At 38.4% G+C, this 15,382-nt stretch carries 14 protein-coding genes; 6 read left to right on the top strand and 8 right to left on the bottom strand.

Features of this window, described 5'->3' with window-relative positions; all coding sequences use genetic code 11:
- The first annotated feature begins 17 nt into the window (after positions 1 to 17).
- The 3 genes from QXS89_03525 (at position 18) to pheT (ending at position 3,923) form a co-directional block, all read left to right on the top strand.
- Positions 18 to 701, top strand: a complete 684-nt coding sequence (locus tag QXS89_03525) for a metal-dependent hydrolase (GenBank protein MEM3831245.1) — start codon at positions 18 to 20, stop codon at positions 699 to 701.
- 80 nt (positions 702 to 781) lie between these two features.
- Entirely contained in the window at positions 782 to 2,260 is a 1,479-nt protein-coding gene (locus tag QXS89_03520; GenBank protein MEM3831244.1) for a phenylalanine--tRNA ligase subunit alpha, read from the top strand.
- The gene (pheT, locus tag QXS89_03515) at positions 2,241 to 3,923 is read left to right on the top strand and encodes a phenylalanine--tRNA ligase subunit beta (GenBank protein ID MEM3831243.1); all 1,683 of its coding nucleotides are present in this window, start codon (positions 2,241 to 2,243) and stop codon (positions 3,921 to 3,923) included. Before QXS89_03520 ends, pheT begins: the two co-directional genes overlap by 20 nt.
- Before the next feature lie 189 nt (positions 3,924 to 4,112).
- Here pheT and QXS89_03510 read toward each other — a convergent pair whose 3' ends face one another.
- From QXS89_03510 to QXS89_03485, 6 genes are all read right to left on the bottom strand, one after another.
- Complete coding sequence (locus QXS89_03510) at positions 4,113 to 5,798, bottom strand: DUF87 domain-containing protein (GenBank protein ID MEM3831242.1); 1,686 nt, start codon at positions 5,796 to 5,798, stop codon at positions 4,113 to 4,115.
- Entirely contained in the window at positions 5,782 to 7,830 is a 2,049-nt protein-coding gene (gene topA, locus QXS89_03505; protein MEM3831241.1) for a DNA topoisomerase I, read from the bottom strand. Before topA ends, QXS89_03510 begins: the two co-directional genes overlap by 17 nt.
- A gap of 227 nt (positions 7,831 to 8,057) precedes the next feature.
- Positions 8,058 to 8,969 carry a 3-methyl-2-oxobutanoate dehydrogenase subunit beta gene (locus tag QXS89_03500; GenBank protein MEM3831240.1) on the bottom strand — a complete coding sequence of 304 codons (912 nt, stop codon included), beginning with the start codon at positions 8,967 to 8,969 and terminating at the stop codon, positions 8,058 to 8,060.
- Complete coding sequence (locus QXS89_03495) at positions 8,966 to 10,168, bottom strand: pyruvate ferredoxin oxidoreductase (GenBank protein MEM3831239.1); 1,203 nt, start codon at positions 10,166 to 10,168, stop codon at positions 8,966 to 8,968. Before QXS89_03495 ends, QXS89_03500 begins: the two co-directional genes overlap by 4 nt.
- Position 10,169: 1 nt before the next feature.
- On the bottom strand, positions 10,170 to 10,466 hold the full coding sequence (locus QXS89_03490; GenBank protein ID MEM3831238.1) for a 4Fe-4S binding protein: 297 nt from the start codon (positions 10,464 to 10,466) through the stop codon (positions 10,170 to 10,172).
- A 1-nt stretch (position 10,467) separates the two neighbouring features.
- Positions 10,468 to 11,013, bottom strand: coding sequence for a 2-oxoacid:acceptor oxidoreductase family protein (locus QXS89_03485; GenBank protein ID MEM3831237.1), 546 nt, complete (start codon positions 11,011 to 11,013; stop codon positions 10,468 to 10,470).
- A gap of 285 nt (positions 11,014 to 11,298) precedes the next feature.
- Between QXS89_03485 and QXS89_03480 the strand changes: the two genes are divergently transcribed.
- Entirely contained in the window at positions 11,299 to 11,472 is a 174-nt protein-coding gene (locus QXS89_03480) for a winged helix-turn-helix transcriptional regulator (protein MEM3831236.1), read from the top strand.
- Positions 11,473 to 11,517: 45 nt separating this feature from the next.
- On the opposite strand, the gene QXS89_03475 is transcribed toward QXS89_03480, so the two are convergent.
- Entirely contained in the window at positions 11,518 to 12,759 is a 1,242-nt protein-coding gene (locus tag QXS89_03475; protein ID MEM3831235.1) for an ABC transporter permease subunit, read from the bottom strand.
- Positions 12,743 to 13,483, bottom strand: a complete 741-nt coding sequence (locus QXS89_03470; GenBank protein ID MEM3831234.1) for an ABC transporter ATP-binding protein — start codon at positions 13,481 to 13,483, stop codon at positions 12,743 to 12,745. Before QXS89_03470 ends, QXS89_03475 begins: the two co-directional genes overlap by 17 nt.
- 79 nt (positions 13,484 to 13,562) lie before the next feature.
- Between QXS89_03470 and QXS89_03465 the strand changes: the two genes are divergently transcribed.
- Together QXS89_03465 and QXS89_03460 are read left to right on the top strand one after the other, a co-directional pair.
- Positions 13,563 to 14,297: a class I SAM-dependent methyltransferase gene (locus QXS89_03465; protein ID MEM3831233.1), complete on the top strand. Its 735-nt coding sequence runs from the start codon at positions 13,563 to 13,565 to the stop codon at positions 14,295 to 14,297.
- A gap of 97 nt (positions 14,298 to 14,394) precedes the next feature.
- Entirely contained in the window at positions 14,395 to 15,381 is a 987-nt protein-coding gene (locus tag QXS89_03460; GenBank protein MEM3831232.1) for an SIS domain-containing protein, read from the top strand.
- Position 15,382 lies beyond the last annotated feature (1 nt).

The raw sequence follows: 15,382 nt of genomic DNA, 5'->3' as shown, positions 1-15,382 counted from the left end.
ACTTCTAGGGATTTAAAATGAGTTTAGAAGTCACATGGTTTGGTCATGCGGCATTTCAGGTAGTCTTGGGAGGTAAAAGAATACTTATAGATCCTTGGATAAGGAATCCTTTGTCTCCTATCTCGCTTGAAAAGATTCAGGAGCCTGATTATATTATAGTAACACATGATCACGGAGATCATCTTGGAGAGACTTTAGAGATAATGAAGAGGTTTAAGAAGACTATTTTCATAGGATTATTTGAACTAGCAGAGTATGTTGGGGAGGAGATAGGTGACAGAGGTAGAGTTATAGGAGGTAATATAGGTGGTCCCATAAGACTAGATGAAGATCTGAGAGTTGTATTCACACCAGCGATTCATAGTTCTTCAAGAGCTTCGCCAGCTGGTGTTGTGATAAGATCTAGAGATGATTCGATATATCATGCGGGAGATACAGGTGTTTTCTATGATATGAGTTTAATCAGAGAACTTTACACGCCTAGAATAGCTATGATACCTATAGGCGGTCACTTTACTATGGGAATTGATGAAGCTGTAAAAGCTGTAGAGCTTCTAAAACCAAAGTATGTTATTCCAATGCATTATAACACCTTCCCGATAATATCTGCAGATCCAGAGATTTTTAGAAAGAAGGTTAGTGAGAAGTTGCATGATGTTAGAGTTGTTATTTTAAAACCTGGTGAGAGTGTTAGCCTGTGATCATCTTAAGATCGTTGGATGAGAGGAGGTGTTAGTATTTTTCTGCAGAGTATCTTAGCGATGGAGAGTTAAGAGTTCTACTGCTTCTAAGAGATGTAGGTAGAGAGATTTCTCTAAGAGAGCTAGCTCTCTACCACCAAGATCTCCTTGATAAATACAGGCTGAGTACTAGCAGCATAGCATCTCTCTCAGAGCTTCTAAGATCTAAAGGTTTTATCTCTGTTGAGAGGAAGAAGAGGAGAATTATTAGAACTACTAAGAGAGGTATGGAGAGCTTGAGAGCATTTCCAGAAGAGAGATTAGTAGAATATCTAGCTAGTAGAGGTGGTAGAGCTAGCATAGAAGATGTGAGAAGATCTCTTGGAGATGATACTACATCTATAGCAATAGGTTTTGCGAAGAAGAAAGGATGGATAGAAGTAAGAAATGAAGAGATCATTCTAATTGTAAGAGGTTCTATGGAGAGATCTAGAGAGCTTCTTGCTAGAGCTTCTGAAGGTATTGATCTAGATTCCCTGAATATTGACCGAGATCTTCTCAGCGAGCTTGTTAGAAGAGGTCTTATAGAGGTCATGGAATACGAAGACATAATGCTTAAATTAACAGAAAAAAGTCTTCAAGTTCTTCAGGGAATTTCTAGAAGACCTGCTATCTCTAGACTTACATCAGAGCTTATATCAACAGGTTCTTGGAGGAATTATATTCTGAAAGAGTATAATATTGAGGCAGAGCCTCCTAGAGTAGATCCCGGGATCAAACATTTTTATAGGGATTTTCTCGAAGAGATCAAAGATATAATGATAGCTCTAGGTTTCAGCGAGATAAGAGATGAGATAATAGTACCAGAACTCTGGAACTTCGATGCATTATTTCAAGCACAAGATCATCCTGCTAGAGAGATACATGATTCTCTAATACTAGATCTTAAGCCATCAGATCTCTCCCCATACAGAGAGATCTTAGAGATAATTAGAGGAGTTCATGAGACAGGATTGGACACAGGTTCTAAGGGTTGGAGATATGTTTTTGATATTGAGAAGAGCAGAAGACTTGTTCTCAGAAGTCAGACTACAGCAGCTACTATAAAATATCTATCGGAACATAGAGAGCCTCCTCAGAGGGTTTTCATTATTGGAAAGGTTTTTAGGAGAGATGTTATAGATGCTAAGCATCTTCCAGAGTTCTATCAGATGGATGGGATTATAATGGAGAAAGACATGAATCTGAGGAAACTCATGGGTGTTCTCACACAGATCTCAGAGAGTCTCGGTCTTGGAAAACCTTTGTTCAAGCCGGGGTATTTTCCATTCACGGAACCAAGCTTAGAGGGTTATGTGAGGATAAAAGGACTAGGGTATGTAGAGGTTTTCGGGGCAGGTCTCTTCAGACCTGAGGTTCTTAGAATAGCTGGGGTTAGGTATAATGTTGGTGCATGGGGGTTTGGTATAGATAGACTTGCCATGGCTTACTTTGAGATCAGTGATATAAGAGATCTATATTCATATTCTCTGGAGAGATTAAGAGGGTTTAAGATTGCCAGTGGTAAAGCTTTCTATTGAGAGAATAGAAAATTTACTTGGTAGAAGACTAGAGCTTAAAGATCTTGAGAAATATCTTCTGAGACTGAAGAGCGAAAGCAGTATAGAGGATGGTTATGTTAACGTCGAGATAAACAGTGATAGACCGGATCTGCTGATCTCTGAAGGAATCGTAAGAGCTTTAAAAGGCATTCTAGAGATGGAGCTGGGAATCCCGAGATACTCATATGAATCATATGAATCTGTAAGGCTCCGTGTGGAGAGAGTTGATTCAAGACCTTTCATATTAATGGCTGTGGTAAGAGATCTAGAACCTGGAGAGGAGTTCTTAAGAGAGCTTATACAATTCCAGGAGAAGCTCCATACAACACTTGGAAGAAATAGATGGAAGGCTGCAATAGGAATTCATGATCTCTCGAAACTCCCTTCAGGAGATTGTGTCTATAGGTATGTATCTCTAGAGACTCCTATGAAGCCTCTTCATATAGATAGGAGCATGAGCGTGGAGGAGGTTCTCAAAGAAACTGATCAGGGGAGAAGCTATGGTGGTATTGCTCTTAGAAATGGTATGCATCCCGCCATAATATGTGGAGATGAGATCATAAGTCTTCCACCTGTTATAAATTCCGATATAACAAGATTAGAGCCTGATACTAGAGATCTTCTGATCGATGTTACGGGAACAGATCTAGCAATTGTAGAGAAGATCCTAGAGATATTAACCACAACACTTGCTGAGAATAGTAGAAGAAGATATATTGGAAGGATCTACATCTCCTCAGAATGGGGTGGAGGATATTATCCTAGAGGAGTTCTTGAATCCATGAAGCTCGAGAGAGAATATATAGAACATGTCACAGGACTCAAACTAAGTAGTAGCGAGATTGTGAGAGAGCTTCTCAAGGCTAGATTTAATGTAGAGGTTCTATCAGATGATCTCTTCTTAGTTACAATACCATCTTATAGAGCCGACATACTGCATAAGATAGATCTTGTTGAAGAAATATTGTTATCCCACGGGCTTGAGAACATAGAGCCTGAGTATATTCATAGCTTTGGCAGAGGATCTCTGAGAAGGGAAAGTCTTCTGATTAGAAGAATTAGAGATATAATGACAGGTCTCGGTTTTACAGAGGTTATGGGGTACATACTAGGTTCTAAAGATCTCTATGATCTCATTGGGTTGAGTGATTATATTGAAGTATCTAATCCTGTGTCTAGAGAGTTTTCAGTAGTAAGATCTTCTATGATACCTTCTATGCTAACTATACTCTCGTATGTACAAAATGAAAGCAAGCCTATAAAGATCTATGAGATAAACGAATTTGTTGTAAGAGATCCTCAGAGTTATACAGGTGTGAGAACAAGACTGGGGATCTCGATAGCTGTAATGGATCATGAGATAAGCTTCGAGGATATACATTCGGTGGTAGTATCATTGCTGAGATATCTAGGTCTGAAGCCTAAGATCTCTAGAGAGAGTAGGAATCTTCTAATATCTAAAGACCTAGGTCTTCTGATAGAAGGCAGAAGAGGTGTTATATCTTTAGAGGGTTTTGAGATAGGAGTCTTAGGAGAAGTTGATCCGGAAATTCTCGAGAGATTAAAAATAAGATATCCTGCAGCTGTTTCATCAATAGATCTGGATATGCTTCTAGCTTTTCTCTACTCTAGAGAGAGTTAGCTCTCGAAAACCTAAACAATCTTAAGAATAAGGTGAAGAAGACCAAACATTCGACAAAAAGCTATCACCATGATGCAAGGGTTTAGAGGTGCTCTGGACGCCTCCAAGCCCGATGAAAATTTGAGAGGGTATGGGGGAGCAGGGGTGAGGCTATAAAATCAACTATAAATCTGCATCATAGCTGAACCTCTACTCTAGTAAAATCTTTCCTCTCACGCTTCTTCTCTCACCGCCAAGTTCTATTGATATGAATTCTAGTTCTCTAAGTTTTTTAATCTCATCCATAAGATCTGTAGGCTCTGGCAGTAGATTTCTAAGTAATTCTAAGATCTTAGGATCTACAGTCTTAAGGATCTCTAACACTCCCGCGTTATTCATAAGATTTAATATTCTCTCGTCTATCTGTTGAGAAAGTATAATCACTCCAAACCCGTATTTTCTTGATTCTCTGAATATTTGTTCTACAACTTCATAGGATCTTCCTTTAAGAATGTTGTGAGCTTCATCTATGATCATTATATATTTAACTCTGTCGCTGAAACCTTTCAACCTTACTAGGTTCCAGATATATCTTATGAGATAATAGGAGTATATCTCAAGCAGATAAGAATTGTTTCTAATACTCTCTAGATCGATCACAACAGATTGATTTATATCAAGTTCTCTCCTGGGAACATTTCGAGGTATACTTTCGAAGATTATCTTTAAGTATGGTAGAAGGCTTCTTATGATACGCTCTCTCTCTGTATCTCCTGCTTCGGAAAGTCTTTTCTCTATATATGGGATAAGATTTGTAGGATCGCTTTCTAACCGTATATATTCTTCAAGAACTTCAGATAAAACTGAAACTTGTATAGGTCCTAACCTGAAGATAGTTCTCATAAAATCTATAAAATCATCAATAGATTCTCTTCTACTGAATATATCTTTTAGAATTCCTTGTACTATCTCTTCGAGTTTAACTACTTTAAATCCTAGATCCTGATACTCTCCATGAAGATCTAATATAAATACTTTCAGATCATTTCTAAACGCGCTCAATCCTATTCTCTTACCTAGCAAAGTCTTTCCAGATCCCGTGGATCCTAGGATTATTATATGTGGAGATCTTAAAGTGCTCAGCTCTATATAATACTTAGAACCCTTAGCAGTCACAACCCCCTCAACACTTAGAACACTTATCCCAGTACTCGAAGGCGTGATAGGCAGTGCTTCTCTCTCTAGATAGAAACTCTTATACAGAAAGAGGTAGTATGATAAAGGCATGCCAATCCATGAGAGTAGAGAGAGTGGGAGTAGATATCTCCTTCTAATACTTGAGAGAAGTATTGATGATAATACTACACCAGGTAGATAGATGTGAAGACCGCTATAAACACGAAGTATTGTATCATAATAACCTTTAAAAATCATAGCAGATAATGCTATTATAATAAAGATCAAACCTAGATCTAGCAGAACCCTCTCATAGCAAGCTCTATAATATCTTGATATACCACGAAGAATATCAGATGAAGCTAGAAGAAGAGGAGGTTTAACTATCCTCCTAAGTCTATAGAGAAATGGTGTTATAATACCTATTAAAAGAATCATGCTTAACGGATCTACAAACATTAAAGATCTTGATAAAACTCTTAGGTTGAGAATCCATAGAGCTATGGCCATAGCTGGAGTACTTACAAGGATGATATCGATAGGAGCTAACACGATCAGAAGGAGTATCAGAAGGCTTAACAGTATTAATGCTATGTAAAGAGTGGGATAAAACCCTAGATCAGGTAAACCTGCTCTTCCTACCACGTAGAATAAGGTTGAAAATAATATGACTAGAAGGATAGATAGAATAAGTTCTAGAGATCTAATTCTTTCTATCATAAACGGAGAACCCATCAGGGATCTTATGTGTTTCTATATATCTCACTACATCTTTCACAAAACCTCCAGAGATCTTGCTTCTACTGATCTTCTCTAGATACTCATGCCATGTGTATCCATCCTCAGCCCAGCTAGAGTAGGATCTGATCAGATTCCTATAAGCTTTTTCATGGATCTTACAGAAACCTATCTCACTAGAAGGATCTCTTGGAATATTACATATAACACATCTACTTCCAGAATCCGAGGAGATAGAGGTATTGTTAATCTCATTCTTAAATCTTCCGATAAGCTTATCAATAGTTTTTACAGCTTCCTCAACTACTTCAGAACGTTTTCTTTTACCTAATATTATGCTATCAAGTTGTTTTTCAAACTCTCTCGTAAGTTCTACCGATAGCAGTTCTGGGAAGAATCTCTCTATAATCTCAACGACCTCAATACCTAGTTCAGATATCTTAAGCTCTCTGCCAAATACATATTTTCTTCTAAATAATGTCTCTATAATCTCTGCTCTAGTGGATTCTGTTCCTATATTCTCTTTCTCCATCCATCTAAGCAGAGAAGCTCTGTTATAAAGCTTTGGCGGTCTTGTATAGCTTTTCACTATCTTAACTTCTGAAAGAGGTATTGAAGATCCTCTCTCAATATATGGGATCCTTCTCTCCTCGATCTTATAGAAGTGATATATCTCGAGCCAGCCGACAAACTCCAAGCTTCTGCCACTAGCTCTGAAACATCTACCAGCTACACAACCCTTTAATATGATCTCTTTCACTAGAGCGTCATCACTTAGAGTAGCCATATATCTTCTCACTATCAGATCATATAACTTATAATGTTTATCCTTCAAAGATCTTCTGGGTATATCTCCGGTAGGATATATAGCTGGATGAGCCAGATCCTCTTTAACACCATTATTAGGCTTTAGACTGCCTCTTTTAATGAGTTTCTCAGCATATCTTCTATACTCAGAGATCCTTAGTAAACCTCTCAAGATCTCCTTATGATCCAGGTTTTCAGGAAGCTTCTGGCTATTAGTTCTAGGATAACTTATCAAACCCTCAAGATATAGATCTTCAAGTATTCTAAGAGTCTCCTGAGGAGTAATTCTATAGATCTCATACGCTTCAGCCTGAAGATCTCCTAGATTAAAGGGATGTGGAGGCTGGTATCTCAGCTCCTGCTCGCTACTCTCAACTATATCTATAAAACCCTTCTTAAGAGCTTCAGTTCTGAACTTTTCGGCATCAACTTTCACTCTGAAAGGTTCTTCAATATCTTGAAATTCTACGATACTCCCCCTATACAAGGCTTTAATATTTATCCTGTAGAGAGGTTCTGGCACGAATACCTCCCTCTCTATAAACCTATTTAAAACCTCGTTGAGCGTAGGTGTTTGAACTCTTCCAGCACTTAGAACTCTTTTCAATCCTCTTCTCTGATAGAGATCAGTAAGAGCTCTAGATATATTAATACCCCAGATCCAGTCTAGCTCATGCCTTGCGAGACCTGCTTCCACCATGTTTATATCAAGCTGGTCTAGATTTTGAAAACTTCTTAGTATATCTTCTCGAGTTAGTGTAGAGAATTTCATTCTTCTAGCTCTCGAAAGATCACCCCAATTCTTTATAATCATATAACCTATTACCGAACCTTCAACATCATAATCACATGCATTCACATAGAGAGAAGCATCTCTCAGTATTTTCGGTAAGACTCTATGATATCTCGCAATATGCTCATAACCTTTCTCCACAAGATGTCTCGGAACCCACTTGTAATCATAGACAGGATACCCTTTCGAGGAAGTTGTTAGGGTAAAGAGATGTCCTGCTGAAGGAACTACGATGATATTATTATGATCCTTAGGGATAACATATATAGGAACACCTTCAATTAAAATTCTTCTTGCAGGACCTAGAGCCTGAGCTATTTTATAAGCTGCTTTAGGTTTCTCGGCTATGATCACTATACGAGGCTTCCTATATATATTTTCTATACTAGACTCGTTAGAAGATCCTCTCTTCATCCTTGTTAAACCATTCCCTTATTAAAGGTTTTTCAGGAGAACTATTTGAATTTAACCCAAGAAGATCCGAAGAGATTTTAGAAGTAAGCTCTTACACTGATCTCTACGAGAACTAAAACTCATATCCTCCCCTACATCTCGCCAAGATTTAGTGGGGTTGTTTGTGGAAAAATCATTTGGTGATAACCGCGTTTACGTGCTAGAAAAGATCTTTTTCCACCATATATCTAAGAATAGATCTTTGATAATGTTTCTAGAACTCTCCAATTCTCATCAATCATTTCTTCAATTATCTTCAGATCCTCTTCTGATATGCCTTTGAATCTTCCTTGAAGCTCTAGATACTCTCGTAAAGGCTTTCTCTTAGATTTATCAGCGTAAATTCTGCTGGGAGGACTTATCGTAAGCTTTCCCTCGGCGTATTCAAACAGGATCCATGCACCAGTCTCTACAGCGAGTCTAGCTATCTCGACAGTTTTGCTATCATCAAACCTCCATCCAGGAGGGCATGGGGAGAAGAGGTGAATGAATCTAAATCCTTTGATCTTTGAAGCTTTCAAGAGTTTTTCATAGAAGTCTAGAGGATATGCTATACTTGCTGTAGCTACATAAGGTATTTTATGCATAAGCATTATCAGGTCGATCTCCTTTCTTCTATCTTTCTTACCCAGAATAGGTGTTGTAGTGGTTCTAGCTCCATACATTGTTGAACCGCTCGCCTGAACTCCTGTATTCATGTAGGCTTCGTTATCTGATACTATGTATATTATATCTTCATTCCTGACAGCAGAACCAGAAAGTGTTGCAAAGCCTATATCAAAAGTAGCTCCATCACCGGCCCACACGATCACAGGTCCTATATCTTCTCCTCTGATCTTTAGAGCTCTAGAGATCCCGGTAGCCACAGCAGGCGCCGAAGCAAAAGGCACATGAATAACCCTCATATCTAGAGATGTGTAAGGATGATAGCCGGGCACTATAGAGCTACATCCAGCAGGTATAACTAGCGTAGCCTCTCCTCTAAAAGCTTTGCCAACTATCTTGAGTCCTATCATATGAGGACATCCGGGGCATGCGGCATTTCCTGGTAGAGAGTACTTTTCTTTCGGAATCTGATCCAATCTAACTTTAACACTCATAACTCGAACACCTCTCCATTCATGTAGAACAATAGATCTCTTCTGGAGAATCCATTAGACTCATGCTCGGATATGAACATTTTTATAACATCGGCAAATTCTCTTGATGACACATCAACACCTCCTAAGCCTGCAACAACACCCCAGAACGAGGAGCTCTCACCTACATATGGTTGAGTCTCTGAAGCAATTATCCCACCTCTACCCAGTGATATATCTCGATCAAATACTATTACACCTCTAACTCCTGATATATTTTTAGAAATATCCATAGAAGGAAACGGTCTTATAAATCTTAGTCTTAGAAGCCCTACTGGATACCCTTCATCTCTTAATATATCTACCGCTTGTTTTATAGTTCCACTCCAGCTTCCGGTGGATATGACGAGATACTTAGCATCATCAACTTTATACCTCTCTACAAGACCTCCATACTCTCTACCGAATATCTTTCCAAAATCTCTGTCAACCTCGTTGATGACTTGTTCCGCGTTTATCATAGCTTTTTCAGCGGCGATCTTGAGCATCATATAGTTCTCATCACTGCCGAGACCTCCTACAGTGTATCTTTCCCCAGCTTTAAACCTATAAGGCTTGTCAGGATCTCTGGAGGGTAGGAACGAATCTACATCCCATTGATCTGGTAGCTCTATGTATTCTGCTGTGTGACTGAGTATAAAGCCTTCTAATCCTACGGCTACTGGCAGAAGTACTCTCTGATCCTCAGCTATTCTATATGATTGTATTATGAGATCGAATGTCTCCTGAACATTCTCAGCCATAGATATAATCCAGCCACTATCTCTCATTGTAAGTATATCATTATGATCAGTATGAATATTCCATGGAGGTCCTATGGCTCTATTGGCTACAGCCATAACAAATGGAACCCTAGCACCCGCAGCCCACCATATCATTTCATACATATAGAGAAGCCCATGAGAGGATGTAGCTGTAAAAGCTCTAGCACCAGCCATTGCAGCACCCATTGTAGCGCTCAAGGCTGCGAATTCTGACTCAACATTAACAAACTCTGCTTCGAGTTCTCCTTTTTCAACCATCTCAGCTAGCTTCTCAACTATTATAGTCTGCGGAGTTATAGGATATGCTGCGATAAACTTAACACGTGCCATCTTAACAGCATAAGCTACGGCGTGATTCCCTATAAGAGCTGTCTTGACCCTCCCCATAGAACCCATGTCACATCTCCTCCGGAACCATCTTAATAGCTTTCACGGGACATACCGATGAACAGATTCCACAGCCTTTGCAGTAGTCATAGTCTATCTTGATCTTCAAACCTTTCTCCCAATCTATAACCTCATCGGGGCAGTATAGGAAGCAAATTCCGCAATCAATACACTTACTAAGATCAACAACAGGTCTCAGAGTTCTCCAGAGACCTGTCTTACCTGCAGCACCTTTAGTAGGTCTTGCTATTAAATACTTCGAAGGATCTGAATCTAAATCGATCCTTTTTATAACACCTCTTATCATCTCACCCAACCTCCACGGTATTCTCGTAGGCGAGTTTCACAGCCTCAAGATTCTTATTCAAAAGATCTCCTCTGAAGTAGTTTTGAAGAACATCTACAAGAGTTTCAAGCCTGTAAAAACCTGTAATCCTAGCAATAGATCCTAAGATAGCGGTATTAACCAGAGGCCAACCAGCTATTACAAGCCCTAGCTTCAAGGCTATTCCAGTTGCATCAACTATGAAGGTTTTTCTCCCGATCTTCATAGGTTTTTCAGAATTCAAAAGCACCGCGGAAGCTCTATCTATATAATTCTTAGGATCTATATGCTGGAGAATTCCTTTAGAGAATATAACCACGAGATCAGGTTCTCTAACCATTTCATGAGTCTTTATAGGATCTGTTGAAATCCTCATATAAGTTCTAACAATAGCACCTCTTCTCTCAGCACCGAATTCAGGTATAGCCTGAGCGTAATATCCTTCCTTCACAACAGCTTCAGCAAGGATTCTTGAAGCTGTGACAGCACCCTGACCTCCACGGCTTAAGAAGAGAATTTCGAATTTCACTATTTTCACCTTCTAGCCATATATACTACTTCTCAAACCAGATAATAATGATTTCCGACAATATAAATTAGCGGTGTAGAGGTTTTGAGGGGTATTAAAATAGTCAGGATGTGACAGGATGCTAAAGAATACTATATGTTTATCATGCTGCAAGATCATAAGATCAAGATTAGTTTATCTAGATCAATGGTGTTAAAAGGGTTTAATTAGAACTTCAAAAGATGAAAGCAGATCAAAACGTAACATTTATAAACCTTCTAAGATCTGATTCTATATGGTGATCGTATGAGTAGCACTCAGAAAATCCTAGACGCTCTAAAAGGGAAAAACAGAATGACACCAAAAGAGATTAGCAAGGTTACAGGATTAAATTACAACACTGTTAGAGGAGCTCTTAATAGACTTCTTAAGAAGGGTCTTGTAAAAAGAGTTGAGAGAGGAGTATACGTAATAGCTTAGTATCGGAACACTATCTAAATCAATAGATCTTTTTATTAGATTTTATTAGAGAGGTTTCATAAGCATTTTCTCTTCATCTAATATGCGTGTTGTTAGAATTATTAGAGAAATTGAGAAGATAGCAAGTGAAAGCATAGCAACCAGTGTCATAATTACATCTCCTAGCGAGTACATCTGAATGGCTATGATACTGGCTGTGTAGGGTATTAGAAGTAGAAGATATTGAAGACCTTGATCTAAGGAGTAGTAATCTACAAAGAGTACAGAGAAATAAGCTATGGTAGATACTATGGTTATGATTGATGAAGCGACTTGAGCTGTTCTTACCGTGGAGGATCTCACTATAATAGGCAGAGCTAGTGATAAAGTAGCTAATACTGTTAGATATACCACCAACCCGCTTAAGATCAATATATCTATCCCAACCATCGGTATACCGCCTTGATATGCGAAGGATATTATCATGAAGAATATTAGTATTGATAACACGTCTACAAGGGCTGCTATTAAGCCTATAAGAGAACTTGCAAAAAGCTTCCCAAAGATCATATGTGTTCTCTTGATAGGTGTTGACAGAAGTATCTCTAATGTTTTTCTCTCCTTCTCACCTAGAATTGAATCTACAATATATGTGATAGCTGGGGTTGCTACGAATAAAAATGAGAATGCTATCATCCTAGCTACGAAAATCCTCCAAGCTTCAGAAGGACTTATACCAGCTCCTGAGGGTGCTATGAATCCTGCCAAATTTACTGAAACAGGATCTATTACAGCCAAAGGATCCACATTGCTAAGACCTGACAAGCTACTTAGATACTCTATCTTGAGAACAGAGAATTTTGAAGAGAGATCCCTAACTAGCGCGTACACCTCGTTAAGAGCTTTACCAGCATTACTAGAACCTGGAACCTGATATATCACGAGATAAGCTTGTGAAGTTAGTGAGGTTAGATTAGCTGTGAAATCTTGAGGTATTACTATCATTAGATCTATTGATGCTCCAGATGTTTCGTTAACAAGAACTTTTATACCTCTCTGTTCGAGAAAATTCTCTACATAGCTTAGAATCTGATCAGCTGTATACTTAGTGCCATTTAAGATCCCATAACTCTGATCCTGCATAATTATCTCTACAACGGGTACTCCAACCTGTTGTAGAGAAACCATCATGAAACCTATTAAAGGCATAGAGAGGAGAGGCATTAAAGTTAGAACTAGAAGAGTTCTATAATCTCTTACAAGCTCTAAAAACTCCTTCCAGAATATAGCCTTAAGAGGTTTGAACATCTCCTCCAACCTCAACAAGCTTGACAAAAGCTTCTTCGAGATTCCGTGAACCGGTTTTCCTGATAATCTCCTCAGGAGATCCGCTGAAAATCAGCCTTCCTTCATTTATAAGAGCTATCTCAGAACATAGATCCTCAGCCTCCAACATATTATGTGTAGATAATACTATAGATCTCCCTAGCTCCGCTGAGAATTCCTTGATAACTTTTCTCAAACCTACTGAAGAGAAAACATCAAGACCTGAGGTAGGCTCGTCGAGTATGGCGATCTGAGGTTTCACCATCAAAGCTCTTGCAAGCATGAGTCTTCTCCTCATCCCCTTGCTATACGTACCTGTCTTTCTCTTTAGAACATCTCTAGATAATCCCGTGAGATATATTCCAAAATCCAGATCCTCTTCTCCCAAGCTGTGAACTTCCGCGAAGAACCTTAGATACTCTAATCCTGTAAGTCTTGAGTAGGTATCAGAATCTTCGGGAAGGTATGTTATGAGTTTTCTAGCTTCTATAAGACTATTGAGATCCTCGTAATCGATCTTTCTACCTCTTATATATACAAACCCTTTACTAGGCTTCATCAGAGTAGCCATAATTCTCAGCATAGTAGTCTTGCCAGCTCCATTAGGTCCTACAATGCAAAATATAGAACCTTTAGGAATCTTCAGCGATATATTATTAAGCGCTGTTTTGCTACCGAAGATCTTATACACGCCTTCAAGAACCACATCGTACAAGAATCACACCATACATGTAACGATTTCAAAACACTAGAAAATATTTTTCCCTATAACCCCATATTCTAGCATGGTGAGAATTTTAAGAGGATCTACAGAGAAGAAACTTATTGAAGTAGTAAACTCTCTAGAAAGAATCGCAGGAGTATATGATATGATGAGTAGCGTGATAACTCTAGGACTTGAGAGAATCTTCAGATCCTATGTTAAGAACTTCGTGATAGGACTGAAGATTTTAGACATAGGAGCCGGGACAGGTGCTATGTATAATTATCTGAGAGATAGGATTGAGATGGTTGAGAGAAAGTATGATATGAAACCTATATACATATTCTTAGAACCTCTAGCACCTTATCTGAGAATCCTTAGAAAAAAATATTCTTCCGATCCCTACATAGAAATAGTTCAAGGTTATGCCGAGTATCTTCCCTTTAGAGTGAATTCAATAGATGTAGCAGTATCATCATTCATGCTGAGAGATGTAAAGAATCTTTCCAAGGCTCTTGTAAGTATCTTCCGAGTATCACGAAAATTTGTAGTACTGGATTTTCACAAGCCCGATAATGTTATAGCATATCTCATAGAATTATTTTATACAAGCCTTATACTACCTCTTCTGATACTAGTATACTCACCATGGCACGTGCTAGATTACATGAATATAAGAACAAGTATTATAATACAGAACAAATTAGGAGATCTCTTAAGAATTTTAAAGAAGATCTTTGGAGGCTCAGATAATGATATAAAGTGCTGGTTTCTATGCATAGTATACTCGGTAAAGTTCGAGAAGTCTTCCAATTAGATTCTTTCTAAAATAACACTCTAGTAGCTGAATAAGATATTATCTCTATGAGGAAATTATTAGTTGGGTGAATATCTTAAGCGTTGAAATGTATCGGATGTGGAGTGAGATAATATCTAAAGCTCTCTCAAAAGAAGTGTATAATAGAAGAGAGTTTAGAGGAAAAGAGATCGTATACATATCTGGAATGGGAGGATCTGGTATTGTAGGAGAGTATGCTTCTAAGATCATTGAGGAAAGCGGATTGAAAGATATTCTAGTTTTCTCTAGAAGAAGTTCTGAGATCTCTAGATCTTTACTTGAGAGATCTGATAAGACTTTCTTTATTCTAGTAAGCTATTCTGGAAACACTGGAGAGACTTTAAGAGTTTTTAGGAGAATTATCTCTGTGAATACCAGCGTAGGCGTAGTAACCAGTGGAGGCATATTAGGAGAGGAGGCTTTGAAAAGAGGTATTCCTATGATCTTGATCGACAAAGGATTACTACCTAGAGTTTCGTTTCCTATGCTTCTAATCTCTGTGTTTAAAATGATCGAGCTTTTAGGAGTGGATCTTAATAAGATCTATGAAGAGATCAGATCTGCGATGAAATTTATGGAATCCTATGAGCATGTAGCAGAAGAGATATCATTTAGAATCTTAGAAGCGTTGAAAAGTGGTATGAGAATAGCGATAGCATCAACAGATCGCTATCAGCCTCTTGTAGAGAGATTCGCTACAGAACTTGCTGAGAATAGCAAGATACTTGCTGAGAGAATAGTATTCCCGGAAGCTGGACATAATTTTGTTGAAACTCTGGAAGCTTCTAAGGTTTACATACTCTACATAGAAGATCCCTTAGATCTAGAGAGTCAACTCATAGGAGGTTTTATAGAGAAAATATCTAGAAGATCTGAAAGCCTGAAGTATGATAGATTAATACTGCCAGAAGGATTAGGCTACACAGGTAGAATAATTATAGGAACATATGTAGGAGGTTTGATCTCAGCTCATCTAGCCAGGGGATTAGGTGTGGATCCTGTTAACACACCTATTATAAAGCTTTATAGAGACCATGTCACAGAATTCTATCTAACACACTAGA

It is taken from the genome of Sulfolobales archaeon, assembly GCA_038881635.1.
Taxonomy (GTDB): domain Archaea; phylum Thermoproteota; class Thermoprotei_A; order Sulfolobales; family AG1; genus WYEN01.
This window is presented reverse-complemented; position numbering and strand designations above follow the sequence as displayed.